This window comes from Streptomyces sp. 5-10, from assembly GCF_014712245.1.
Taxonomy (GTDB): Bacteria; Actinomycetota; Actinomycetes; order Streptomycetales; family Streptomycetaceae; genus Streptomyces; species Streptomyces violaceusniger.
Genome location: NZ_JACVYG010000017.1, coordinates 141,299 through 164,698, shown reverse-complemented (window position 1 = coordinate 164,698; position 23,400 = coordinate 141,299). Strand labels below are relative to the sequence as shown.

Sequence of the window (23,400 nt, the reverse complement as noted above, 5' to 3'; positions counted from 1 at the left end):
ACGCGAGCGGCGGGCGCTCGCTGCGAGTGTCGAGCCATGAGCCGCACCGCACCGCAACGAATCACCACGGGCTGGATACCGCTGGCGGTTCTGGCCACTGCCCAGTTCCTGGTCGTGCTGAGCACCTCGATCGTGAATGTCGCCCTGCCTCAGATCCGGACCGGGCTTGATCTGTCGGACACGGGCCAGGCGTGGACGGTCAACGCCTATGTACTGGTCTTCGGCGCGCTGTTGCTGCCGGGCGGGCGTGCGGGCGACGTATACGGCCTTCGCCGCGTGTTTCTGCTCGGCATCGGCCTGTTCGCCCTCTCCTCCCTGGGCGCGGCACTGGTGCCCACGGCGATCGCGCTGATCGTCTGCAGGGCAGTGCAGGGAGTCGGCGCCGCGCTGCTGGCGCCCACGGCGCTGGCCCTCGTGCTCACGCTCTATCCCGACAGAAAGCGGCGTGGCACCGCGCTCGGAGTTTGGGGCGCGGTCTCCGGTGCCGGCGGGGCGGCGGGCGTGCTGCTGAGCGGGCTGCTCACCAGCCTGTACGGCTGGCGTGCGGTGTTCGCCGTGATGGTGCCCCTCGCCCTGACCGTCCTGGTGGCCACCTGGCTGCTGGTCGGGGCCGACCGGCCAGGTGGCGGAACCCTCGACGCTCCGAGCGCGATGACGGTGACGGCGGGGCTGGTCGCGCTCACCTACGGCCTGTCCGGCCCGTGGCCGCTCGCGGTAATCGGCCTGGCGCTGCTCGGCCTGTTCGCGGCCCTCCAGCGCCGCTCCGCCGACCCACTCCTTCCGGCCCGCATGAAGATCGTGGCGGTGCCCAACGTACTGATGGCCCTCCTCGGCGCGGTCTGGCTCGGCCTCTTCTACTTCCTGCCGCTCTACCAGCAACGCACCCTCGGCTACTCGCCGTTGGAGGCCGGGCTGACCCAGCTCCCCCTCGCCCTCATGATCACCCTCTCGTCCTGGGTCACCGGCAAAGTCTCCGACCGCTACGTGCTCCCCGTGGGCCTACTGGTTCTCGCGGCCGGACTGGGCTGGCTGTCCCGGACCCCGGACGAGGGCATTTTCCCCGTGGACCTGCTCGGTCCGGCGCTGCTCATCGGCATCGGCCTCGGGGTGGCCTTCGTACGGCTCACCGCGATGTCCTCCGCGGGCGTCCCGCCCGCCGACAGCGGTCTGGCCGGTGGCCTGGTCAACGCCACCCGGCAGATCGGCGGAGCCGTCGGCCTGTCCTTCCTGACCCCGCTCCCCTCCTACGGCTCGGCCTTCCTGGCCTGCGCCGCCCTGGCCCTGCTCATCTCGGCTCTCTCGACGCGAAAGGCATGACCATGCCCCTCACCAAGCCCTACATCAGCGGGCACTTCACCCCCGTCACCGATGAGATCACCGGCCGCGAGCTGAAGGTGCGCGGGACCCTCCCGCCCGAGCTGAACGGCCGCTACTTCCGCAACGGCCACAATCCCAAGCCGGGCGTCACCCCCACCCACTGGTTCCGAGGCGAGGGCATGATCCACGGCATCCGGCTCACGAACGGCCGGGCGGAGTGGTACCGCAACCGCTGGGTGCGCACCCCCTTCCTGGACGGCGTGCCGTTCACTGGAACCGAGCTCGAAGTCAGCGTCGCCGCCACCAACATCATCTTCCACGGGGGCCGCTACCTGGCCCTGCAGGAAGCCAACCTGCCCTGGGAGGTCAGCGCCGACCTCGACACGATCGGCGTCCACGACTTCGGCGGCAAGCTCACCAGCGCGATGACAGCCCACCCCAAGGAGGACCCGGACACCGGCGAGCTGCACTTCTTCGGCTACGGCCCCTTCCCGCCGTACCTGACCTACTACGTGGCCGACGCCTCCGGCGACATCGTCACGTCGCAGGTCATCGACGGCTCCGGCCCCTCCCTCATGCACGACTTCGCCATCACCCGCGAGCATGTCGTCTTCATCAACTCGCCGGTTGTCTTCGACGACGCCGAGCACTCCGGCATCCCCTACCGCTGGCACGACGACGTCCCGCTGCGCATCGGCGTGATGCCGCGCGCCGGCGGCAGGACCACCTGGTTCGAGGTGCCCGACCAGGCGGCGCTGCTGCACGTCACAGGCGCCTACACCGACGCGCAGGGCCGAATCGTCCTCGAAGCACCGCGCTTCGACCGTTCCGCCTGGGAGAACTCGTGGAAGTGGTGGGTCGGCGCCCCCGGCTACGGCACCAGCCCCGACGCCGGCTCGACGTTCTACCGGTGGACCATGGACCCGGCCACGGGCAAGGTCACCAGTGAGTCCCTCAACGACCTGGCCACCGAGTTCCCGTCGATCAACGATGCCCACACCGGCTCGGCCTACCGCTACAGCTACGCCATCGCCTTCCCCGGAGCGGGCCTGTCGGGCTACCACACCATCAAGTTCGACACGCGAACCGGCCAGGAGAAGCTGCTCGCGCACGGTGAGGGCCGGATGCCCGGCGAGGCCGTCTTCGCCCCCGCCGAAGGCGGGACCGCCGAGGACGACGGCTACCTGCTCACCATCGTCAGCGACCTCAAGGCCGACGCTTCGGAGCTGCTCGTGCTGGACGCGAGCGACCTGAGCACCGTGGCCGCCGTCGAACTCCCCCGCAGGGTGCCCGCCGGCATCCACGGCCACTGGATCCCCGACGCCGATCCGTCCGCCTGATCCACCCCGGCCGCCCGGGCCGCCGTTGACTCTCCGTCACGGCGGCCCGTGCCCCCAACTCCGAGGAACCGCCACGACGTACCCCACGACCATCGACGAGAGAACGCCCCCATCGTCGCCGGCCGCACCATCCGGATCGCTGCTCCCCTCGAGCGGGTCAACACGATGGTGACCAGATCCGCCGCGTGGTTCTTCGACACCGCCTCGCTCCGCATGACCGCCTCGGCGATCTTCCAAGCCCTGGCCTTGTCGTACGACAGGCCCGTTCGCTGACGTACGGCGGTGCGCTGCCGCTCCGCCGTACGGCTCGCCGCCCTCGGCAGGGTGACCGGAAGCAGGCGCGATGCATGCACAGGTCATACCAACGCACCTCAACGCCCGCTTCACCTGCCTGCGACCTCGCCGCGCTGCCTTGGCCGAGCGGGGGCGAAGGTGGGCCGCCATCCGCGCCCCTCCACGCCCCCGTCGCACCACCTGTACGCACTGTGGTCAACTGGCTTCGCTGTGTAGCTTCGGAGTTGGAGCTTCCGCGTCCATCAGGGGAGCGGGGCCCGGATTCAGGAGGTCAGGATGGTTCGTGCAACCACCCTTGCTCTGACTGCTCTCGCTGCTGCCGGCGTCCTCATCGGGGGCACCACGACCGCCCTCGCCGACGACCGCTCCAGCGGCAAGAAGGCGGACGTCGCCCCATCCGCAAAGGCAGATGCCAGCTCGGAACTGCTGGCCCCGCACTCGCAGTTCTTCGGCCCCTTCGTCACCGTGCCCCCTGGAGGGAACGTCGTAGCCAGCGTCGCCTGCCCAGCTGGTCAGGTACCCACAGGCGGGGGCGGTACGACCTCAGCCTTCAAGATCTTCTTCACCGACTCCTTCGCCAGCGGCGATTCCTGGATCGTGCGCGGTACCAACACCAACACCGTGAACGAGTCCATCAGAGCCTTCGTCATCTGCACAACTCCCTGACCGGAAGGCTCGGGCGCCTGAAGGCTGGCCTGGGGATCGAGCCTGCGGGCTCGGTCCCCGGGCCCACAAGCCCCGTCCTGCGCACCCCCGGCGACCACGGCAAAATCTGCGGTTAGTAGGTCTTTGCGGGGTCGCGCCAGGTCCCTTTTCGTCGCACCGGTGTCCGACTTTCGTCGTACTGGTTTCGACCGTGGGCTGATGCAACACCCCACGCGCCTGGGCCAAGATCTTCCGCATGACCTCAGACTTCCGCGCCGACAAGGCCCTGCGCACTGCCTTCGGCCCGGTCTACGCAATGCGCCACGTCAGCACACACATCCTGCTGGCCTGCATCAGCAAGGACGAACAGGTCCAGGAGTTCCTCGCCTCGTACGACCTCACGACGCACGTGATCCGCAGGGGGGGGCGCGGGGCGAGGTTCCGTTGGCCGAGCAGGAGGACCGCTCGCTCACGCTCAGCACGGCCGGGGCGGCGGCGCTCGCCCGGTGCCAGGAGCAACCGTCCGTGGCCGGTCAGGGCGCCGAGCGCTCGCCGGCCGATCTGCTGGTGGCCATCCTGGACGACCCGTCCTGCGCGGCGGTGAGCTACCTGAACGGATGCGGAGTGGACGTCGTCGCGCTGCGGCAGGCCGTGCGGTTGGGACAGGTCCCTGTCGTGGAGGACGCCGTCCCGCCGGAGCTGCGCTCCACCCGCGACGCCCTGGTGGGCCGCCGCCGCTACAAGCCCCGTGAGCTGGGGCAGTTCTGGACGACGCTGCTGGTCAGGCTCATGTCGATCAACGCCGCGGCGCACCCGGCTCGGCATAGGCGGCGATCAGCAGCCGCGTCCACCGGTCTGCTGCTTCCGTCGGGTCAGCCTCGAGCGCAGCCGGTCCCATGCCTGCGCGGGCGCCTTCCCGTAAAGGCGGGTGTCGGTGACCGTCACGGCTAACTCGGTGCCCCAGGCTGTGGGACCGCCGAAGACGAACTCGCCGCCGTGCTCGGGCGGTCGGCCGCCTTTGGGGTCGTAGACCCGCGGCGGTGTCGGCCGTCGCATGACCCGGTCGGAGCGGAGTCGGCCGAGGAGGCGCGGTGCGCATCATCACCGTGATCCAGCCGGACATCAGCAAGTGGTTCGACCGAGCTCGGCGTCCGCGTCCAGGACGGCGACTGAGCATGCCGCCCCCGCCGCGCGTCTGCGCGTCCACGATGCGTTTCCGCTCCCCGGTGGCCAGCCCCGGATAGTGGACGCGAGCGACGCGCGAGTGGGTGGCGAGGAAGGCGGCGACAGCCTGCGCGGTGTCGTTCTGCGCGCGGACCCGCACGGGCAGGGAGCGGGCGAGGAGGAATGCGGTCGTCGGACTCCTCCGAACCGGGCTGGTCGACCCGGTCATTGCGCGGCAGCCGCCCGGATGAGGGCCGTTGCCGCTGTCTCGATGTCGTCTGGGGTGGTCCAGGGCCCAGGGACAGCCGCAGGGTGCCGAGCGCGCGGGCTGGGTCGAGGCCCATGGCGGTCAGCACGGGGGAGGCGGTGTGGGCGCCGCTGTGGCAGGCCGATCCGGTGGAGGCCGCGATCTGGCCGGCGGCGGCGAGGAGCTCGTGGCCGAGGAAGCACTCGATGCTGATGTTCAGGGTGTTCGGCAGGCGCTGCTTGTCGGGCCCGTTGAGGTGGACACGGCCGGGCAGCCCGTCGGTGAGCCGCTGGTGGAGTTCGTTACGCAGGGCCGCGATGTGGGCTGGGGCGCCGGCGGCGAGGTCGGCGGCCGCTATTTCGGCGGCGGCGCCGAGGGCGACGGCCAGGGCTACCCGAGAAGCGACTGCCCGGCCGACTCCGCCCCTGCGCCAACGCCGAGTGCCAGCTGTTCCTGCTCGACCGCAGCCGCCCCAACCGCGCCCGCCGGTGCTCGATGGCTGTCTGCGGCAACCGCGAAAAGCACGTCGCCACTACAAACGCACCCACTGAGCTTGTTCTTGGTCCGACCTCGAACGATGCCCCGAACGCGTCCGCTCGTCGTTCCCGTGCCGTGGATTTCCCCGCCACAGGGCGGGCGCCCAAGCACGGCACGGAGTTACGCTTCGTCGGTCCCGACACCTGGGGTCAGCCCGATGCTGCGACCGTGCAGGTCACCGACCGCTCCGGCTACCGGCCTGTCAGGCCAGGGACGTCGACCTGCGCTGCGCCGATGATGAGAGACTCCCGGCCGCAGATATATGTCCGGGCAGGCACCCGGCACACCCCGCAGACGGGCGCGCGCTGCCGCGCCCCGGGCCCGGCTCGCGGGCTCTCGTTCGTCGTGATGCACTTGAAACAGGACGCAATCAGGCTCAGCAGGCCAGGTCAGCCGTACACGTCGATGGAGCGAGGTGTTGGCGGTGGAATGGCTGCCGATCGGTCCGGACTTCGTGTTCACACCACGCGATGTGGGTTTCCAGCGGTTGTCCCGGCGGAACGAAGCGGGACGCCAGGGATTCGTGCAGGACATCGCGGTGGATCCGACGAACGCCTCGACGATCTACGTCACCGAACGGCCGGGGTCCGGAGGCACGTCCGCCTTCCGGACGCGTGACGAGGGCCGGTCCTGGACGCCGATCGCCGACTCGTTGCAACAGACGGACCCCGACGTCGATCCGTTCTGCGTCGCCGTGAATCCGGACCACCCGGAGATCATCTACCTCGGTACCTACTGGCACCGCACGGTGCATGTGTCCGACAACCGCGGAGAACCCGGCTCCTGGAGCACGGGCCACTCCCTCGGGGGGAGGGTCCGCAAGCTGATCGTGGACCCCAGGACCTCGTCCGATCCGACGACGACCGTGCTCTACGCGGCGACGGAGGACGGGTTCTACCGCTCACCCGACGGCGGCGTCACCTGGAGCCTGGTCCTCGGCGGCCACATCAGGGGGCAGGCCGCCTGGATTCCGCGAACCGGCACCGCACACTTCTACGCGGGCGTCACACGCACCGGGATCTTCCACACGACCGACCCCGCGGGTGGCGCCACCGCCTGGACCAACCTCAGCGCGGCCGGGATCGGGCTCCCGGCCTACACCCCGGCGTCGGCCACCGCCCCGGAGGCCTTCGACATCATCCTGCTCGACTTGTGCCTGCGGGATCCGTCGCGCGTCTACGCCTGGCACACCCGCGCAGGCGAGTCCGTGTCGCTCCACACCACCGCCGATCCGCTGGTCAGCTGGTCGCAGGTCCCCTGGACGGGACAGCCATCACCCCTCGACTACTACGGCATGTCGTTCGCCGTCGCCCCGAACTCGCCCGGCGACGGGGTCAACGACATCCTGATGTTCGGCAGCGTCAAATTCGCGCGCTCGAAGGATGCGGGAAGGACCTGGCACGACGAAAACCTCTCGTTCCACCAGGATCAGCACGCCATCGCCTTCGCCCCCCTCGCCCCGTCCCCTGGCTCGATTCCGGCGACCTACATCGGGTGTGACGGGGGAATCGGGAAGAGCGCCAACTTCGCGGACCCGGCCTATGCGGTCGAGGCGCCACCGGCTGACTTCAACGAACTCGAACTGCTCTCGGACTCGGCCGCCTGGCAGAACCTCGACCACGGCAAACAGAGCAGCGCGATCTACCAGTTCACCTCCGATCGCCGACTCCCCGCCCTCACCTACGTCGGCTGCCAGGACACCGCCGTGAACGCGGGAACGGGCGCACTGGGGTGGCGGGGGCTCTCCGACGGCGACGCCGTACAGGTGGCCATGGCACCGGGGCCGAACGGAGTGGTCCTGTGGGCCGTGGGAGCGCTGTACGACGGCTGGCCGGGCTATCGCGTCGTTCGCTTCGACGATCACCGTGAGCCCCAACTCGACGCCAGTTTTCCCACACTCGACGGCAGGCTGATGGCAGCGACCAGCCCGTTCGTCGTCGGGCTGGACGACAGATGCCTCGCCGGCGTGGAGGTCCGGGACACATCGACCACGCTCACCTCCGCCATCACGGCAGCCCCCACCCCACAGGCCGTGACGCCTGCCTCGATGAACAACATCATCGTGGGGTCCGTCGCGACGATCGACGACGGCACCGCCAACGCGGAGACGGTGACCGTCACCGCGACCACGGCGAGCACCTTCACCGCAACGTTCGCCATGAGCCACTCCGCCGGTGCCACGGTTGTCCTGACCCGCGCGATGGTCGCGCGCATCGCACAGGACGGCACGGCCACCCGGACAAGCCAGGACTTCGTGCCGTACGGCCACGTGTCGTTCGTGTCCGCCCACCCGGGCGACGCCGACGTCCTCTACTGCGCCACTGACAGCGACGCCAGGAACACCGGGCGTCTGTGGCGAACCACTACGGGCTCGACGGCCGGGCCGGGCACGGTGTGGTCCGAGATCTCCGCCAACCGGCCGTCACCGGTGGAGATCCGCTCCATGACGGTGAACGGATCGGGCGAGGCGTTCGTCGTCACACAGCCACTCACGACCGTCTCCGGTACCCGCACCCCGCTCTTCCGCGTCTCCGGGGGCAGTTGGGAGCCCCAGACGAGTGCGGGGTTCCCGGACGGCCCCGGCTACGGCCCCGTGGTCGCCGACCCCCTGAGCCCGGACCTGCTGTACGTGGCGGTGGGCTCCCGTGTCTACCGGGCCGGCCGGACCGACTCGGCATGGCAGTTCTCGGACATCAGCACAGGACTGCCCGGGCCGCAGGTGAACGACCTGTGGGTCGGGAACATCGGGAACGCGACCGCGCCCAGGGTGCTGTTGCGTGCCGCGGTTCCCACGCGCGGGGTGTGGGAAGTCGACGTGACGCCGGGAGCCACGAGCCCGCCGGTGGATCTGTACGTGCGGGACAACCTGCTCGACATCGGCTGGCTCCACCCCTCCCCGGACGGCCTCCCCAACCCCTACAAGCCCAGGGAGACGGTCCGGCACTACCACTGTGAGGACATCAAGATCGACGTGCGGCAACGGCACGGCAGTCCGGGGGGCAGCGACTTCTACCAGACGGATCCCGAAGGGAACCCCATACCCCCGCTCAGCCATGTGCTGTTCGACCAGCTCCGGGAGAGCGGCTCCGATCTCCCGCAGGCCGGCAAAGCCCTGGTACACGTGCAGGTCCACAACAGGAGCAGCACGCCGGCCAGCGGGGTGCAGGTGTGGGCGATCTACTGCAACGCCTCCGCCGGACTGCCCTCGTTGGCCACGTCCCCCTCCATGGGCAACGCGTTCCCGTTCTGGAGCCAGTTCTCCAGCGACGGCACCATCACCCCCAACCTGCCGGCGGACAGTCCGTGGAAGGCCATCGGAGCTCCCCAGACGCTGCCGGGCATCGACGCGGCCCACCCACAGGTCGCTTCCTGGGCATGGTTCACCCCCGAACTGCCGACCGCGGACAACGGCCACGTATGCATGGTGGCGTTCGTCCACAGCCCCGCGGCACCGGTCGGGGAGAACGTGCGGATGAACGTGGACGAGATCGCCCCGACCAACCGTCAGGTCGGGCAGAAGAACCTGCACGCCGGCCCTCGTATCCCGCCCGAACCCGTGCCTGGCAGGGGTGGGGCGCGCATGCGCGAGTACGTGGAGTTCCACAACCCGACCGCGGGGGAACGGCGAACGGATCTCGTGTTCGACCTCCGCGGCCTCCCACGCGAATGGGAGGTCACCTTCCTGCTGACGCCTCTTCGTACCGAAAAGCCGCTGAAGAAATCCCTCTTCGGAGTCTCCGCACGCCGCAAAGCCCGACGGGCAGACCTGCCCGTCAGCCCTGTCCTCCCCACACGGTGGCCGACCAGGCCCCGGGGGATCCGGCCACGCAGCTGGATCCGCTGGCTCCGGCAGGTGGGGAGCATGCTCCGGTGCGTGCTGCGGAACGTGGCCGCGCGGCTGATCCGGCGCCCGACAATGCTGTGCGTCCCGGAAGGGACGCCCGTGATCGAGTTGCCGTCCTTCGCGCCCATCGTCCACCGGGCCGAGCCCTCGGCGTCGGCAGGCGTCCGTGGAGTCCTGCTTCCGGCCTTCGGGAAGGCCGCCGCATACCTCAGCGTCCGAGCGGCGACAGGGCGTCTACCGGCAGGCGCGGAGTACCGATTCGAGGTGCAGCAACGCCTCAACGCCGGAGACGACACGGATGGCCTCGCCGGAGGCAGCACATACGTGGTGAGTGTGGCGGGCCACCCGGAGCAGCACCCACCGACCCAGCCCCCGGACACCGAGGACGAAGAGCGCAGACGCTTCGAGCGCGACATTGAGAAAGAACGTCTGGACGTACTGCCCGTATGGACCCACGAGGCGGTCAAGCGCGCGCGTGCGGAGACCCGCGGGTCGGGAGGTTGAGCCGGACGGCAGCGTGGTGAGCGGAGAGGGCCTTGCGCCGCCCCCCAGGAACCGCAGAGCCGCGTAGCCGGGTCTCGTTCGGAACGTCACCGAACCAGCGACCACGTCCCGCGGTCCTGCGACGTGAACAACTCGCCAGCCCGCACCGTCACCGTGATCGTGCGCGCAGCAGTCGCGAACTGCCGGGTGGTCAACCACGCCCTGTTCAAGGCCAGGGGACCGGGGGAGCAGTTCCCCAACTACGTGCTGGACGGCGAGCTCTGGCTCGAGCAGGACACGCAGGAGGAAGAACGTCCCGGTTCCGGCCGGCACGTGCCTGGCATCTGGGACCGCATCCTGATCAGGGATCTCCTCGGCCTCGACGGACACGTCCGCCTTGACCCTGACATTCACAAGGCGTTCCGCGCCATCTTCCCCGATTCAGACGACGACACCGCCCCGCACCCGCGCTTCCAGGAACTGGCCGGGATCCTCGCCCGGGCCGTCAGCCGCGACACCAGGGAGGACGAACTGCCCGTCCTCAAAACGGAAATCTCCCGAGCGCTCAAACGCCTCAAGATCCCCAAGGCGCGGCACCCGGGCGTCACCAACGCGCTGCTCGTGCGCGCCTGGCTGGGCGGCCTCCACCAGAGCCTGGCCTACCTGAAATCAGTGATCGCCGGACTCGGCTCCCCGCTGACCGCCGGCCGTGAACTGGCACGAGCACTCGGCTCCTTCACACACAACGGCGCCCTGCCGTACGGGCCCCTGGACTACCCAACTCTTCGGATTCAAGATCAACAAGGACAACCGGGGCGGCGGTGAACTCTTCGTCCAGTCCCTCGGCGGCGACCCCCATACCGGAACCGTCCAGCTCGGCGGCACCATGGCCCTCGCCACCGCCGGCATCGAGCGCAGCGTCTTCGCCCTGTCCGCGGCCGCCTTCTTCCCCGGCCGCGCCCGCCGCGGAGGCACCCCCGTCCAGCTCTGCCTCGCCGACAACTCCCTCCTCGACACCCGCCTGGGCTCCGACTTCCCCTCGCTGGTCCGCTCCTACTACGACGGCCTCACCGAAGACGAACAGGCCAGCCTCCGCCGCGTCTACGGCTCCACCCTGACCGCCTGGCTCGACTTCGCCCACGCACCCGACATCCCTCCGCTCACCCACGTCCCCCTGCCCCGCAGTGAAGACCTTGATCACGAAGGCGTCTGATGACCACGGACCAGACCCAGCTGTCCCTGCCGGCCTGCCACACCGACGAAGAACTCCTGGGATCGGTACTGCTGTGCCGCCTGCCCGAGGTGAAGATCGACACCGCCTGGAAGAAGCTGCGCGAGGATTACCGCGGCATCACCGGCTCCAAGGCCAGCCTCCCCTACAGCGGCCTGCTGACCGTCCTGCGCGCCATCGGCTACACCAGCGCCACGCTCTACCCCACCTCCAAGACTCACCCGCCGAAATTCCTCGCCACCACCCAGCCCATCAACCGCGAGGACCTGCACGCCGCCATCACCCTCTGGGAGCAGGCACTGCTGCAGACGCCGGCCGGCCGGGGTAGCCCGGGCGAGGGGCGGGGGTTCGTGGCTGGGTGTCGGGCCGGGGGTGAACCGGTGCAGGTCAGCCCTGGACGGAGAAGAACAGCGTGTCCATGGTGTGCCCGTGCTGGAGAGCGCTCTGCCATTCGTCGTGCTCGACCCGCATCGTATCGATGATCTTCTTGGTTTCGTAGGTGAAGGCGTTGTCCACGCGGTCCAGGACTGCGGTGTAGGCGTCGGCGAGTGGCTCGGCCTTGGCCAGCGGCAGACGGCCGATGGCCGGGTACCCGTCCACTGGGGCCGGGACGTGGAAGGGGATCTCCTCGGGCGGCCCGGCGAACAGGAAATCGATCGGCAGCAGGTCGGCGGGGACCCCGAGGCGCCCCAGTTCGTCGCTCATGCGCCCGAAGAACGTGGAGGGTTTGGAGTACACCCCGAAGTCGATGGGGTCGGACCCGCTCCAGTCGATGATGTGCTGGAGCGCCTTGTAGTAGGCGATGCCCACGTGTTCGCCGTCCGCGTTGGCGTGGCGCGCGAGGAGGTGGTCGAGTGCCTCGGGGATGGTCAGCCCCAGATCGATGCCCTGACGCTCGAGGCTGAGCTGGTCGCTGTGGGCGTCCTTGCGTATGTGATCATCGAGCATGCGCCGCTGGTTGGCGTCGAGTTCGTCTCCTCGCAGGTAGGACACAATGTCGTTCTGGTCGGCGGTGGTCATCGTGATGATGTGGCTCATGGCTTCATGGTGCCAGCAGGTCCGGACACTGATCGGGAGCCGGTGAGGCGGCCGTCAGAATGTCCCGGACTCACGTCCCGCAGCGTAGGCGGGCCGTGTCAGCAGGTTGTCACCCGGCAGGGCCGGCGGTGGCCAGCCCCCGTGCCGCGCCCCGCTCGCGCAGTCGGCCCGTGAGGTGTGTACCGGTCACCGAGACGTCCGTGAGCCATGCGACGGCGCTCAGCTGTTCTGCCAGTGCACCGGTGTATGGCTTGGGGGGCTGAGCGCCTGTGCTCGCAGAGCTCCGGAGCACCAAGGCGTCGTATCGTGGCCTGGGGGGAACGTGTTCAGTGGCGGGAGCGGGGTCTGTACCTGTCCAACGGTGGCACAGAGGTGTTCATCGACACGTTGATACCGGCGGTGTCCGATCTGGCTGATGACTGCTGGGACGATAGTCGAGTCCTTCATACCGGCCGGCGACTCTCTCCTCGCCGGAGACTTTCCCGGCGCGGATGAGCGTGCGGTTGCCTCATGTCTGCAACACCGCTGGAAGGCGGTTGGTCGGCGGGGCATGAGGGCTTCCTCGGTGGGTGGAAGTCCGCTGATGCGTTCGATGTTGACGGCGATGGCCGTCAGAACGTGCTGGACGTGTGCCTTTCCCTGTTCTCGGTAGCGGCAGCGGCGCATGCCGTGTCCGTGGGCGAACTCGTTGACCGTGCCCTCCACTCCGGAGCGGACCGCGTAACGGGCCTTCCACTGGGGCGTCTGCTGCTCGGTGCGGACGCGGAGCTGCAGGTCGCGGAGTTCGCGTGGGGGAAAACCCACGGTGCGGGCGCTGTCGACGGTAGGCGTGCAGCGGGATCGGACGGGGCAGGGGCGGCACTGGCTCTTGGTGAACCGGGCCACGATCAGCGGGGCCGCGGTGGGCGAGGAGGTCGGGTAGGGGCCATGCCAGCCCTGGCTGACTTGTCCCTGGGGGCAGGTGACCTGCCGGCGGTCGTAGTCGATGGAGAAGTCGTCCCGGGCGAAGCCCTCGTTCTGGCGGTGCTGACGGGTGGGGTTGCTCCGCAGCGGCCCGGAGACGGTGACCTGGTGTTCACGGGCGGCTTGGTCCAGGTGGGGCAGGGAGGTGTAGCCGGCATCGACCAGGTGCTCGGCGGGCAGCAGTCCGCGACGCGTCAGGCGTGTGTGGATGCCGGGCAGGACTTGACCGTCGTGGGTGGTGGCCGCGGTGGTCGCCACGTCCGTGATCACGTTGGGTCCGTCGGGACCGCAGGTCTCGGTCAGGTGAGCGGCGAATCCCTTCCAGCTGATGATGTGGCCGTGCCGTGCGTAGCGGGCCGAGGTGTCGTAGGGAGAGACGATCGCCCGGGACGAGGGCGGCAGCCCGTGGCCGCCTTCCTTCTCGGCGGTGCGCCAGCGCAGGTGTCCTGCGGCGTCATAGTGGTAGTTCTGCACCATGATCTGGCGCAGGGCATGGACACGAGGACCGGAGGTGCGGTCGGCTCCGTGCCGGTCGAGGTGTTCCAGGAGCCGGACGGCATCGTTTCCGGTGGCGAGGATCCTGGTCTTGGGCTTGGTGGGGTTCTTGCCCAGCCGGACCGGTCGGCCGTAGCGGAGCCCCCAGTCCTCATCGACCAGCCCGTCGAGCAGGTGAAGGGGACGTGCCGGCGACTTCTTCGAGTGCAGCACGGACCGCTTCGTGATCAGCTCCAGGCGGGTCAGGTCACGCACCGCGGCCAGGACATGGGTGGAGTCGGTGCGCTGCGTGGTGCGTTCGCGCACCAGGCCGGCCTCCTTGAGACGGGCCAGCGCGAGGTCGAGGAGCCGGTCGGCACGGCCGTCTTCGGCGAGCCGGTCGCGGAAGTCGGCCAGCACGCTGTGGTGGAAACCGGGATCGTCCAGCTCCATGGCCATGGCGTACTTGAAGTCGATGCGGCAGCGGACCGCCTCGGCGGCCTGCCGGTCCGACAGGCCGAGCAGGAACTGCAGCACACAGACGGTGGCCGGCTGAGCAGGCGAGAGACCCGGACGCCCGTCCCGCGGGTACCAGTCGGCGAAATCCTCGTCGCACCACAGCCCATCGAGGCGGTCCCGTACCCATATCGCCGTCGTGCCACCCGGGTTGCTCGCCCGCGCGACCTGCGCTGTCAGAGGCGGGACATGCTCACCGGAACGGGGGCGGAGGGACAACGGGCACCTCGACAGCTGCATCGATCGGCAGAACCACCCGAGCATGCCCGTTGATCATGCTGTCGCACCGGGAAACTCCAAGATCCCCGAAGAGTCAAGCTCAGGGCGTGAGCACGAACCGGATGGGATCGCCGATTTTCTTCTCGAGCCGCGAGACGGCGTCGGCCGCCTCCGCCAGCGGGATGTGTGCGGTGATGGACGGAGCCAGGTCGATCCGTCCGGCGGACGTCAGACCGATGAGCTGTTCCACGTGCTCAGCGCCGGAGCCGTAGTGTCCGCGGATCTGGTTGCCCCGGAAGCTGAATCCCGTGCTGTCCGCGATGGTGACCGGCTCCGGAGTGAGCCCGGCCAGGACCAGGACTCCACCGGGCCCGAGCACTGAGGTGGCCTGCGCGCGTGCTGCCGGTACGCCGGCGAAGTCGAACGCGGCCTCGATCCCGCGTCCGCCCGTGGCCTCCCGGACGGCCTCGGTGAAGTCGTCCGCGGTCGGGTCGAGCGCGAAGTCCGCACCGAACGCGAGAGCGCGCTCGCGAGCGGTGGGCAGGGGATCGACGGCGACGATCGGGGCCGCGCCCACCATGCGGGCCAGCCGGATGCCGTGCGCGCCCAGACCGCCCGCGCCCCAGATGCCGACCACCTGTGCGGGGCGCACCGCACCCGTCTCGACGATGGCGGCATACGGTGTGGAGACCGCGTCGGGGATGATCGCGGCCTGGTCGAACGGCAGGCCGTCCGGGATCGGTACCAGGGTGTCCTCACGGGCGACGGCGTACTGGGCCCAGCCGCCGTCGTAGTCCACGCCTCGCGTCAGCGGCTGACGGCACGCCGAGCGACTCAGGCAGCCGCCACACCGGTCGCATGCCTGGCCCGCCTGCAGGACCACCCGCGCCCCCGGTGCCCAGTTCCCCCGCAGTTCCGGCCCGAGCGTGTGAACGACGCCCGCGACCTCATGGCCGAGGGTGACCGCTCGCGCCCTCGCGACGGCATCGACGGGGAACGTCGGAACGAGGCTGCCGTCGATGAGGTGGACGTCCGACAGGCACACGCCGGCGGCCCGGACCTCGACCAGGACCTCACCCGGACCCGGGACCGGCAGGGGGACTTCTTCGACGGTGAACGTACGGCTGTCCAGGTGGAGCCGTCCGGCGAGCATCGTGCTCATAGCGGGAACCTCGATTCTCGTTCGCTTGACGATGTCGCTCGACAACGTCATTTGGTCATCTCGACGCATGGGTCGCTCCGGCGGTTCAGTTGAGCGACCGTGTCATACAACACAATCGCACGACATTGTCGGGCGACAATGTCGTGGGAATGTTGATCGCAAGCGACAGCCGGTGCGGCACGAAAGGCAAACTCATGACCAAGATGGCCCTGCGTGGAACCGAGCCGATCCCTCAGCGTCCGGCCCTCCCGCTGGTCGGCCACGCGTTCAGCGTCCCTGGCGGTGCCGACGGCTTGCTCCATGTGATGAAAGAAGCCAAGGAGCTGGGGCCGCTCTTCAGGCTCCGGATCTTCGGCAACGACATCAACTTCGTCTCAGGCCTGGACCTCGTCACCGAGCTCGCCGACGAGACCCGCTTCCGCAAGAACGTCCACCCGGACCTCGTCGTCCTCCGGGCGATCGGCGGAGACGGGCTGTTCACGGCCTTCAACGACGAGCCGAACTGGCGCAAGGCGCACGACATTCTCATGCCGGCGTTCTCGCTCGGTGCGATGCGCGGGTACCACACGACGATGCTCAAGGTCGCCCGGGAGCTGACAGGGAAGTGGGACCGGGCGGCAGGCGCGGAGCCCGTGGACGTCGCCGCCGACATGACACGGCTCACCTTCGACACGATCGGCCTGTGCGGCTTCGGCTACGACTTCGAGTCGTTCACCCGCGAAGGGGCGCACCCCTTCATCACCTCGCTGTCACGGGCGCTCGGCTTCGCCCAGGCCAAGGGGGAGTCGATCCCCGGTACGGAGATCTTCAAGTGGCGGCAGGCCGAACGGTTCCGCGGTGACGTCACCCTGATGCAGGACCTGGTCGACGACGTGATCCGGCAGCGCAGGGCTTCCGGCGACCAGAGCACCGATGACCTGCTCGGTCGGATGCTGCACACCGAGGACGCGGTGACGGGCGAACCGCTGGACGACGTGAACATCCGCCACCAGGCGATCACGTTCCTCATCGCCGGGCACGAGACCACCAGCGGGGCGCTGTCCTTCGCGCTGTACTACCTCACCAAGCACCCCGAGGTCCTGGCCCGTGCCCAGGCGGAGGTCGACGCGCTGTGGGGCGACACGGAGGCGCCCGAACCGGACTACGCGGACATCGGGAAGCTGACGTACATCCGTCAGGTGCTCAACGAGGGCCTGCGGCTGTGGCCCACGGCGCCCGTCTATGCGGCGGAGCCGCTTGAGGACACCGTCATCGGCGGAAAGTACGCCGTGCGCAAGGGCGAGTCACTGCTGGTGCTCATTCCGCAGCTGCACCGGGACCCGGCCTGGGGCGAGAACGTGGAGCTGTTCGATCCCGACCGGTTCCTGCCCGAGCGGGAGGACGCACGCCCGGTCCACCTGTTCAAGCCATTCGGCAACGGCGAACGCGCCTGCATCGGCCGCCAGTTCGCGCTGCACGAGGCGACCCTGGTCCTCGCGCTCCTGGTGCACCGCTACCGCCTGATCGACCACACCGGCTACCAGCTGAAGATCAAGCAGTCCCTCACCCTCAAGCCCGACGGGTTCACCCTCGGCCTGGCCCGGCGGACCGCCGCGGATCGGCGCCGTCCCGCCGCCGTGACCGGCGTACCCGCGGCCCTGGAGCGGCCCGCGGCCCGGCGCGTCACCGGCACCGCACTGACCCTCCTGCACGGCTCCAACCTGGGGACCTGCGCAGGCATCGCCGGGGACCTGGCCGAGGACGGCGGCGAACGCGGATTCACCGCGACCGTCACGCCCCTCAACGAAGCGGTGGGCAAGCTGACGCCCGGCGCCGGACCCGTGGTGATCGTGGCCGCCTCCTACAACGGCAGGCCGACCGACGACGCCGCGGAGTTCGTCGCCTGGCTGGAGGGACTTGAGCCCGGCTCGCTCGACGGAGTCCAGTACGCCGTACTCGGCGTCGGAGACCGCAACTGGGCCGCCACCTACCAGCGCGTCCCCACCCTCATCGACGAACGGCTCACCGCCGCGGGCGCCGTAAGCCTTCTGGAGCGCGGTGCCGCCGACGCGTCCGGGGACTTCGGCGGCACCGTCGACCGGTGGACGGGTGACCTGTGGACTGCCCTGCTCGACCGGTACGGAGCCGACGGCGAGGCGGCCGCGGTGGAGACGGAGACCGACCAGGATGCGGGGCTGTACGAGCTGCGGTACACGACCGACTCGGTCATCGGCGGGCTCGCGGCACGCCACGGCGTCCAGCCGATGGAGGTGCTCGACGCCTACGAACTGGTCGACACGGACCACCCGCTCGGCCGCTCCAAGCGCTTCGTGCGGCTGCGGCTGCCCGACGGCGTCACCTACCGGACCGGCGACCACCTGGCGGTACTCCCGCGCAATCCCGAGGCCCTGGTCCAGCGGGTCGCCGACCGGTTCGGCCTGGACCTGGACCGCACCGTCCGGCTGCGTGCCCGCCGGCGCAGCCGGGGAGCGCTGCCCGTCGACCGCCCGCTGACCCTGCGCCGGCTGCTGACCGACTTCGTCGAACTGCAGGACGCGGCGACCCAGGAGCAGGTCGCGGTGCTCGCCGAGCACACGGCCTGCCCGCCGGAGAAGCGCCCCCTGGCCGAGCTGGCGGCGGCGCAGCCCGAAGCCTTCCGTGAGCAGGTGACGGTCGCCGGGCGGAGCGTCCTGGACCTGCTGGAGCGCTACCACGCCTGCGAGTTGCCGTTCGAGCGCTTCCTCGAACTGCTCCCCGTGCTGCGCCCGCGTCACTACTCGATCTCCTCCTCCGCGCAGGCGGCTCCGGGAGAGGTGGACCTGATGATCTCGCTGCTGGCAGCACCCCACCGCGGTGGCGAAGGAACCTTTCAGGGCATCGCCTCGCACTACATCCAGACCGTTCGGGCCGGGGACACCGTCCAGGCCAGGGTGCTTCCGTGCAGCGAGTCCTTCCGCCTGCCGCAGGACCCGTCCGTGCCCGTGATCCTGATCAGCGCCGGCACCGGCCTGGCCCCCTTCCGCGGAGCCGTCCTCGACCGCAAGCACACGGGAGCGACCGGGACGCTGCTGTGCTACTTCGGCTGCGACCACCCCGACGTCGACTACCTCCACCGCGAGGAATTCGCAGCGGCCGAGAAGGCCGGGGCCGTCAGCATGCGCCCCACCTTCGCCTGCGCGCCCGAGGACGGCGCCCGCTTCGTGCAGGACCGCATCGCGAAGGAGAGCGACGAGGTCTGGGCCGCGCTGGAGGCCGGCGGACGCGTCTACATCTGCGGCGACGGCCGCCGCATGGCTCCCGCCGTGCGCGAGGCGTTCATGGCCGTCTACCGGAAGTACACGGGCGCGCACGACGAAGAGGCCACCGCCTGGCTCGCCGCCCTGATCGAGTCCGGCACCTACGTCGAGGACGTCTGGGCCGGCTGAACACAGCGGATCCCCTCCACGGGGCACGGGCGTCCGCAGTGCCCGTGCCCCGGGACCCTCCCCCGTTCCAACGCCACCTGCTCTCCCACACGTGAGGTTTCCATGCTTGTCACACGCTCGGCGGTCCGCCGAGGACCCGCGCTCTTCCCCTGCGCGTTGCAACGGAGCGGCCGGTGACGGGGCGCGGCGGTACCGTCCTGACCTTCGGCGTGGCGGTGGCGCTCATCGTCGGAGTGACGCTCGGCAACGGCGGCGCGAATGTGATGCCCGTCTTCGTCGACGACTTCGCCTCGCGCTTTGCGATGTCGAACTCCGGTGCTGGACTCGTCGCCGCGACCCAGCTGCTGGCGACCGCCGTCGTGACCCTGCTGCTGGCCGAACGGGCCGCGCGGCAGGGCCGCGTGCAGATGACCCGCCTCGGCCTCGCCTCCGCGGGAGCCGGCTTCCTGGGTGCGGCGGCAGCGCCCGATGTGGGGACCCTGATCCTGGCGAACCTGATCCTGGGAGCAGGACTCGGCGCGGTCTGTGCCGCGGCCACAGCGGCGCTCGCCGCCACTGACGACGCGGACAAGGCGTCCGCGGTCACCATCTCGGGGACTGTCGGGGTGACGGCACTGCTGATCATGGCGGTTCCAGCAGCCAACCACGATCTGGGGAAGGGCACCGGGTTCCTCCTCATGGCGTTGTGCTGCATGGCCGCCTGGCCGCTCGTACGGCGGCTTCCGGACGGCCCTCCGGCCTCCGGTTCCGCCTCCGACGGCGCGGGGGGCAAGGGCGTCGCGGCCCGCCCTTCGGTGATCCTGCTGGCCGGGACCGCGCTGTTGTGGGCAGTCACCCAGGGGGCCTGGTCGTACGCCTCGGTGCTGGGACGTCAGCACACCGCCATGTCGGATTCGGCAGTGTCGGCGGTCCTCGCGATCTCGAGCGTCGTGGCACTCGTGGGCGCGGCCGTCGGCCCCGCAGCCGCACGCCGCTTCGGGCGCATGCGGACGATGGCCGCGTTCGTCACGGCACAGGCCCTCGCGATGGCCGTCTTGATCTCCGCCCACGAAGCCGTGTCCTTCATCGCCGCAGCCGTGATCTGGCAGGCGTGCCAACTGGCCGTCCTGGTGCAGATGCTGGCGGCCGCCGCGCTCATCGACCCGGCAGGGCGCCTGGTCGCGTCCCTGAGCGGTGCGGGCGCGCTGGGCACCGGCGTCGGGCCACTGGCCGTCGGCGCCGTCCTCGACGCCGCGGGAGCCGGGGTACTCAGCATCCTTCTGGCCCTCGGTACCTTCATCGCCTCTCTGCCTCTGCTCAGGATGACGGTGGCAGGTGTGGGCGCCGCCGAGCGGCACTCGGCGCCGTCGCCCGCTGCTGAGGCGGGCTGAGAGCGGCTGCTGCGCTGGTCAAGTCCCGGTTGACGACCAGCGGTCCTCGAGGGGTGTCATCGATGACCACGGAACGAGACGCCACGGGGCGAAGCGTGACTGGCTCCTGGCCGAGGGCATCGAGTGGTGGTTGCTCAACGCCCACATCCGGCCCTTCAGCGGCGGGTCGAGCTGCTCGCGACCGTGCCCGGGGCGAGTGCCCACACCGCCGAGGTGATCCTCGTCGAGATCGGCGCGGACAGCGGCCGGTTCCCCTCGGCCGGCCAACTCGCTTCCAGGGCGGGGTTGTGTCCGGGCAACTACGAGTCAGCGGTCAAGAGCCCGTCGGGCCGCACCCGCCCCGGCGATCCGTGGCTCAAGGGCGTGCTCGGCCAGACCGCGATCTCCGCGTGCCCCTCCAAGGAGACCTGCCTCGCCGCACGCCAACGACGCCGCGCTCGTCTCCGGTCCCGGATCCACGCGCGGGTGTCCCGGTGTGTGGTGGACCCTAGGCTCGTCGGGCCGCAGGTAGGGGCACGAAGTCCAGTCGGCCGCCCGCCAGGGCCACGACGGCGGAGACCAGTGCTTGGAGGGCGGCGTGTTCGGCCGCATCGTCGGGAAGTGACAGGTGCTGCATGGTCAGTCCGTCGAAACCCGCGAGGAAGAACCGTGCGAGTGTCTCCGCCGGCTGGGCGAGGTGGTGGCCGGTGCGTTCGGCTGCCTCGTTCACCAGCCTCGTCGTCACGTCCACGATCCCGCTGTAGTGGCTGCGCAGGCCCTCCCTCAGGCGGGGGGTGCGCAGAGCGAACATGGACAGCTCCGTGAGCAGTTGGTGGCTGGCGGGTTGCTCACCCACGGTGCGCCACAGGGCGGCGGCAAGAGCCGCGAATGTCGCCTCGAAACCGGCGTCTTCGGGTGCCGCCCGCTCGACCTGGGCGATCAGGTCCTCGGTGAGCTGCTCCATGACGGCGCGGTAGAGCTCCTCCTTCGTGCCGAACGTGTAGTGCACAGTGGCCTGTGCGACGCCCAGCTCGGCAGCGATGGCGCGCGTGCTTCCGGCCGCGACGCCCTCCCTGGTCATGAGGTCGATGGCCGCTTTGATCAGTTGGGGGCGGCGCTCGGCCGCGGAGACATGAGCCATGACATCATTATACCGACTTAGTTCACCGGCTAAGTCGCTCGATCAAGTCGGTGGGGATCGTGATCGACGATTTTGACTTGAGCACATGCGGCAGCGAGGACACGACGGAGCGTTGCCGCGGTACTACGACGGATGCCGGGAGTCAGGCCACTGATTCAGGAGCGAGACGCGTCTGCGGTGCCGCCGACTTCGAACGCCGAGCGAGTGGTGCTGTGGCGAACAGGAACACCGCTGGAATGACAAAGGCGGTGCCGAGAGCGGGGCCGGCCGCAACCAGGCCGAGCAGCACGGCGCCGGCCACTGCCCCGGCGTAGTTGGTCGCCCCGCTCGTCGGGCTCGACCAACGCCAGTAGCGCGGGCCGCAGCCCCGGGTCCAGCTCGGTCGCCCTTTTCCGGCCTCCGCCCGGCCGACGGACCCGCCCCAACGGGCCTTCACCGGACTCCAGCTCAGCCACCCCACGCGAGACCGTGCCTTCCCGCACCCCGGCCGCACGGGCAACGAGTCTGATTCCGCCATGACCCAGCGACCGCGCCTCCGCCCCTATGGCCAGCCGGCGCTGACGCTCGTCCAGATGCGGCAACAACGTCTCGAACTTCGCAGTCAGGACCGCCTCGGCCCCCTCCGGTCTCCCCATACCACAACAACGATCCCCGGACCCGGAAGCCACGACGTGTTCCCCGGCAAGCCCTTAGGGGGTGGCTCGTAGGCTGGTGGATTCGCGGTCGTGTTTGTGTGGCTGGGGTGTGGTTGTCGTGTGGTTGCGAGTTTCGGGTAGTGCGGTGGTGATGATGATGAGTGCGGCGGCTGCGAGGGCTGCGATGTAGGTGCCGGGCGCCAGTTGCCCGAAGTGTTGGGTGAGGAGCGCTCCGAGGAGTGGGGCAGTGCCGCCGAATACGGCGTAGGCGGTGTTGTAGGCGAGTGCTGTGCTGGTGGTGCGGATGTGGGGTGGGACGAGTTCTATGGCCATGACGGTGGCTGGCATGCCGATGAGGGCGGCGGGGATGATGAGCAGGGTTTCTGCGGCCAGTGTGGTGAGGAGTGTTCCGTAGCTGGCGAGGATGTAGGCGGGTACGGAGCCCGTGACTGCGATAACCACTCCGGTGATCAGTAGTGGTTTGCGTCCGATGCGGTCGGTGAGGGCGCCGGTGAGGATGCACAAGCCTGTACACAGGAGGAGGGCGGTGCCGCCTGCGACGAGTACGGTGACCTCGGGGAGGCCGCCGGTGGTGATGAGGTAGGTGGGCAGGTAGCCCAGGAGGTTGTGGACGACCACGGCGAGGAGGGCGAAGATGGTGAACAGGACGAGGAAGAGGCGCCAGTTGCGGAATGACTCCCTGACGGGGCTGGCCGAGGTTCCGCCGTGGGCTTCCAGGTTCCGGAAGGTGCTGGTCTCCTCGAGGCTGAGGCGCATGTAGAGGCCGACCAGGGCCATGAGGCCTCCGAAGAGGAAGGCGATCCGCCAGGTCCATTCCGTGTAGGCGTGTGGTGATGCCGAGTGGAGGGCGAGGAGCGCGAAGGCGGCGCATGCGGAGCCGATGAAGGAGGCGCTGCCTACGGCGCTGATCCACAGTCCGCGCCTGTTCGCAGGGGCTTGTTCCATGACGTAGGACGCTGCGCTGGTGTATTCGGCTCCCATTGATATCCCTTGGCCGAGCCGGCAGCACAGCAGCAGCAGCGGGGCGGCGATCCCGGCTGTGCTGTAACCGGGCAGCAGCGCGATCGCGGCGGTCGAGATCGCCATGATCAGTACCACGGTGGACAGCGCGGTGCGCCGGCCAAGACGGTCGCCGATGCTGCCGAAGACGGCGGCGCCGACAGGGCGGACCACGAAGGCGATGCCGTAGACGGCCAGGGTCGACAGGATCGCCAGGGTCGGATTGTCCTCGGGGAAGAAGTGTTCGGCGATGATTGTCGCTGAGGAGCCATAGATGACGAAGTCGTAGGATTCGACGGCGTGGCCGATCATAGCGGCGCCGAGAATTTTCTTTTGCACCACTGCTCCGTGAGAGAAGGATTGGAAGTTGTGAGGAT

General features: G+C 69.5%; 15 protein-coding genes and 6 pseudogenes. 12 read left to right on the top strand and 9 right to left on the bottom strand.

Annotated elements, in window-relative coordinates; all coding sequences use genetic code 11:
* Nucleotides 1-36: 36 nt before the first annotated feature.
* The 4 genes from IEJ02_RS20950 to IEJ02_RS20935 all read left to right on the top strand — a co-directional run bounded on the left by IEJ02_RS20950 (nucleotide 37) and on the right by IEJ02_RS20935 (nucleotide 4,547).
* On the top strand, nucleotides 37-1,317 hold the full coding sequence (locus IEJ02_RS20950; RefSeq protein ID WP_191066257.1) for an MFS transporter: 1,281 nt from the start codon (nucleotides 37-39) through the stop codon (nucleotides 1,315-1,317).
* On the top strand, nucleotides 1,314-2,657 hold the full coding sequence (locus IEJ02_RS20945) for a carotenoid oxygenase family protein (RefSeq protein WP_191066256.1): 1,344 nt from the start codon (nucleotides 1,314-1,316) through the stop codon (nucleotides 2,655-2,657). Before IEJ02_RS20950 ends, IEJ02_RS20945 begins: the two co-directional genes overlap by 4 nt.
* A gap of 570 nt (nucleotides 2,658-3,227) precedes the next feature.
* Nucleotides 3,228-3,617: a hypothetical protein gene (locus IEJ02_RS20940; RefSeq protein WP_191066255.1), complete on the top strand. Its 390-nt coding sequence runs from the start codon at nucleotides 3,228-3,230 to the stop codon at nucleotides 3,615-3,617.
* Nucleotides 3,618-4,040: 423 nt separating this feature from the next.
* Complete coding sequence (locus IEJ02_RS20935; RefSeq protein WP_191066254.1) at nucleotides 4,041-4,547, top strand: hypothetical protein; 507 nt, start codon at nucleotides 4,041-4,043, stop codon at nucleotides 4,545-4,547.
* Here IEJ02_RS20935 and IEJ02_RS48725 read toward each other — a convergent pair.
* The 3 pseudogenes from IEJ02_RS48725 to IEJ02_RS20925 all read right to left on the bottom strand — a co-directional run.
* Nucleotides 4,437-4,685, bottom strand: a pseudogene (locus IEJ02_RS48725) (transposase); the annotation flags it as partial. The gene IEJ02_RS20935 and the pseudogene IEJ02_RS48725 sit on opposite strands and share 111 nt — an antisense overlap.
* Nucleotides 4,686-4,758: 73 nt before the next feature.
* Nucleotides 4,759-4,989 (bottom strand): annotated as a pseudogene (locus tag IEJ02_RS20930) (PLP-dependent transferase); the annotation flags it as partial.
* Nucleotides 4,990-5,113: 124 nt separating this feature from the next.
* A pseudogene (locus tag IEJ02_RS20925) lies at nucleotides 5,114-5,365 on the bottom strand (cysteine desulfurase NifS); the annotation flags it as partial.
* 38 nt (nucleotides 5,366-5,403) lie between these two features.
* Here IEJ02_RS20925 and IEJ02_RS20920 point away from each other — a divergent pair.
* The 5 genes and pseudogenes from IEJ02_RS20920 to IEJ02_RS20900 all read left to right on the top strand — a co-directional run.
* Nucleotides 5,404-5,558: pseudogene (locus IEJ02_RS20920) on the top strand (CGNR zinc finger domain-containing protein); the annotation flags it as partial.
* 404 nt (nucleotides 5,559-5,962) lie between these two features.
* A complete protein-coding gene (locus IEJ02_RS20915) occupies nucleotides 5,963-9,892 on the top strand; it encodes a WD40/YVTN/BNR-like repeat-containing protein (protein ID WP_191066253.1) in 3,930 nt (1,309 codons plus the stop codon).
* A gap of 153 nt (nucleotides 9,893-10,045) precedes the next feature.
* The gene (locus IEJ02_RS20910; RefSeq protein WP_223864147.1) at nucleotides 10,046-10,696 is read left to right on the top strand and encodes a hypothetical protein; all 651 of its coding nucleotides are present in this window, start codon (nucleotides 10,046-10,048) and stop codon (nucleotides 10,694-10,696) included.
* A gap of 61 nt (nucleotides 10,697-10,757) precedes the next feature.
* Nucleotides 10,758-11,084 carry a hypothetical protein gene (locus IEJ02_RS20905; RefSeq protein ID WP_191066251.1) on the top strand — a complete coding sequence of 109 codons (327 nt, stop codon included), beginning with the start codon at nucleotides 10,758-10,760 and terminating at the stop codon, nucleotides 11,082-11,084.
* Nucleotides 11,084-11,584: a hypothetical protein gene (locus IEJ02_RS20900; protein ID WP_191066250.1), complete on the top strand. Its 501-nt coding sequence runs from the start codon at nucleotides 11,084-11,086 to the stop codon at nucleotides 11,582-11,584. The genes IEJ02_RS20905 and IEJ02_RS20900 overlap by 1 nt, the downstream gene beginning before the upstream one ends.
* Here IEJ02_RS20900 and IEJ02_RS20895 read toward each other — a convergent pair.
* The 3 genes from IEJ02_RS20895 to IEJ02_RS20885 form a co-directional block, all read right to left on the bottom strand.
* Entirely contained in the window at nucleotides 11,490-12,140 is a 651-nt protein-coding gene (locus IEJ02_RS20895) for a DUF7691 family protein (protein ID WP_191066249.1), read from the bottom strand. The genes IEJ02_RS20900 and IEJ02_RS20895 overlap by 95 nt on opposite strands.
* A 219-nt stretch (nucleotides 12,141-12,359) precedes the next feature.
* Nucleotides 12,360-14,333: an IS1182 family transposase gene (locus IEJ02_RS20890; protein ID WP_223864146.1), complete on the bottom strand. Its 1,974-nt coding sequence runs from the start codon at nucleotides 14,331-14,333 to the stop codon at nucleotides 12,360-12,362.
* 79 nt (nucleotides 14,334-14,412) lie between these two features.
* Nucleotides 14,413-15,474, bottom strand: coding sequence for a zinc-binding dehydrogenase (locus IEJ02_RS20885; RefSeq protein WP_191066248.1), 1,062 nt, complete (start codon nucleotides 15,472-15,474; stop codon nucleotides 14,413-14,415).
* A gap of 194 nt (nucleotides 15,475-15,668) precedes the next feature.
* On the opposite strand from IEJ02_RS20885, the gene IEJ02_RS20880 reads away from it, so the two are divergent.
* From IEJ02_RS20880 to IEJ02_RS49925, 3 genes and pseudogenes are all read left to right on the top strand, one after another.
* Complete coding sequence (locus IEJ02_RS20880) at nucleotides 15,669-18,878, top strand: bifunctional cytochrome P450/NADPH--P450 reductase (protein WP_191066247.1); 3,210 nt, start codon at nucleotides 15,669-15,671, stop codon at nucleotides 18,876-18,878.
* Between the two features lie 173 nt (nucleotides 18,879-19,051).
* Nucleotides 19,052-20,248, top strand: coding sequence for an MFS transporter (locus IEJ02_RS20875; protein ID WP_191066246.1), 1,197 nt, complete (start codon nucleotides 19,052-19,054; stop codon nucleotides 20,246-20,248).
* A 123-nt stretch (nucleotides 20,249-20,371) separates the two neighbouring features.
* Nucleotides 20,372-20,590, top strand: a pseudogene (locus IEJ02_RS49925) (transposase); the annotation flags it as partial.
* A gap of 145 nt (nucleotides 20,591-20,735) precedes the next feature.
* Here the strand turns inward: IEJ02_RS49925 and IEJ02_RS20865 are convergent.
* The 3 genes and pseudogenes from IEJ02_RS20865 to IEJ02_RS20855 all read right to left on the bottom strand — a co-directional run bounded on the left by IEJ02_RS20865 (nucleotide 20,736) and on the right by IEJ02_RS20855 (nucleotide 23,362).
* A complete protein-coding gene (locus IEJ02_RS20865) occupies nucleotides 20,736-21,368 on the bottom strand; it encodes a TetR/AcrR family transcriptional regulator (protein WP_191066245.1) in 633 nt (210 codons plus the stop codon).
* 313 nt (nucleotides 21,369-21,681) lie between these two features.
* A pseudogene (locus IEJ02_RS20860) lies at nucleotides 21,682-22,003 on the bottom strand (ISAzo13 family transposase); the annotation flags it as partial.
* Nucleotides 22,004-22,057: 54 nt separating this feature from the next.
* On the bottom strand, nucleotides 22,058-23,362 hold the full coding sequence (locus tag IEJ02_RS20855) for an MFS transporter (RefSeq protein ID WP_191066244.1): 1,305 nt from the start codon (nucleotides 23,360-23,362) through the stop codon (nucleotides 22,058-22,060).
* Between the last annotated feature and the right edge of the window lie 38 nt (nucleotides 23,363-23,400).